The organism is Streptomyces sp. SID14478 (assembly GCF_010548525.1).
Taxonomy (GTDB): domain Bacteria; phylum Actinomycetota; class Actinomycetes; order Streptomycetales; family Streptomycetaceae; genus Streptomyces.
Genome location: NZ_JAAGMG010001166.1, coordinates 1 through 1,376, shown reverse-complemented (window position 1 = coordinate 1,376; position 1,376 = coordinate 1). Strand labels below are relative to the sequence as shown.

Sequence of the window (1,376 nt, the reverse complement as noted above, 5' to 3'; positions counted from 1 at the left end):
GGGCGGGCCCGCGGGGCGCGACGCGGCCCGGCGCCGACGGCGCGGGGGCAGCGTGTCGCTGGGGGTGTCGCCCACGGCGGAGGTGGGTTCGTTCGCTTCGTTCTGCTCGGGCATGCGGGTGGATCTCCCGTCAGGCCCCCGGGCGCCGCGCCTGATCCGTGACCGGTGACGTCTGCGGCTCACGCGCATCGTGTCGAGCGCGGTGCCGCCGGTCCGGGGCGCGGGCGCCGCACGGGGGCTCTCTGTCTGTTCTCGCCGGTTCCGGTACGCGATGTACGTACGGCCTGGCGAAAGTCCTTGGGTGGGTGCGCGGCCCGACCCAGGTGGCTCCCGAGTACGAGGGCTGCGCTACGACGACCGCCTTACGCGGAACCTTCCACGGCAGACGCCGTCGCGGCGGCAGATCCTGCAGCCTCCTTTGAGGGGGCCTGGACTGCCTCGCGGTCGGGCGCGAGCGGGTCGGTCACCGTGCCGGTCTCTTCATCGAAAGGCCCCTGCGCCAGCCTGGTCACCGCTGCGGGGACCGGCGGCGCCAGGTCAGCCACGGCGCGGAGACCGGACAGGACGTCGTCGGGTCGTACGGCAGGCGTCACGTGCCGAACAACCAGGCGCAGTATCGCACAGGCCTTGTCGCCGGGCCTATCAGCCGGAGCATCCGCGGCCTCTGCCGCCTCCAGGCTGACGACGGCCTCGCGGGCGTCGAACGTACGGATCCCGTTCTTCGTCCGGCGCTGGACCTCGACGGTCTCGGCGGCGCGGAACGCCTCTGCGGCGCGCGCGGCCTCCTCGACCGTCACGCCGTCGAGCCGCAGCTCCCACACGGAGGCGGTGAGCCGGTCGGCCAGGCCCGAGGTGCGGGCCTCGACGGCGTCGACGATGTCGAGGCCGACGGGCATCGACTCGTCGAGCAGTTCCTGCAGCTTCTCGGGGTCGCGCGGTGCGGTGAGCGCGATCTCCAGGTACTCGGCCTCACTGCCCGTGCCGGTGGGTGCGGCATTGGCGTAGGACACCTTCGGGTGCGGCGTGAACCCCGCCGAGTACGCCATGGGCACCTCGGCGCGGCGCAGCGCACGCTCGAAGGCGCGCTGGAAGTCTCGGTGGCTGGTGAACCGGAGGCGGCCGCGCTTGGTGTAGCGCAGGCGGATGCGCTGCACCGCGGGTGCGGGCGGCGGGCCTTCGGGCTGTCGCTTGCCCAGTGTCCTAATCCTTAATGAATGCGGTCTGCGTGAGTGCGGTCGTACTGCTACCTAGAGTACGTGGCGCGGCGCCGCTCGGTTCCCGCCGGTCCGTGACCTGCGGCTCAGGCGGCTCGGTGACGCCGAAGAGCGCGCGGCGGACGTCGGCGCGGGCCTGGCGCACGGCGGCACGGGCGCTCC

General features: G+C 73.3%; 1 protein-coding gene. It reads right to left on the bottom strand.

Annotated elements, in window-relative coordinates:
* Nucleotides 1–362 precede the first annotated feature (362 nt).
* Nucleotides 363–1,154, bottom strand: a complete 792-nt coding sequence (locus tag G3I40_RS37175; protein ID WP_164559235.1) for a TIGR03936 family radical SAM-associated protein — start codon at nt 1,152–1,154, stop codon at nt 363–365.
* Nucleotides 1,155–1,376: the final 222 nt, after the last annotated feature.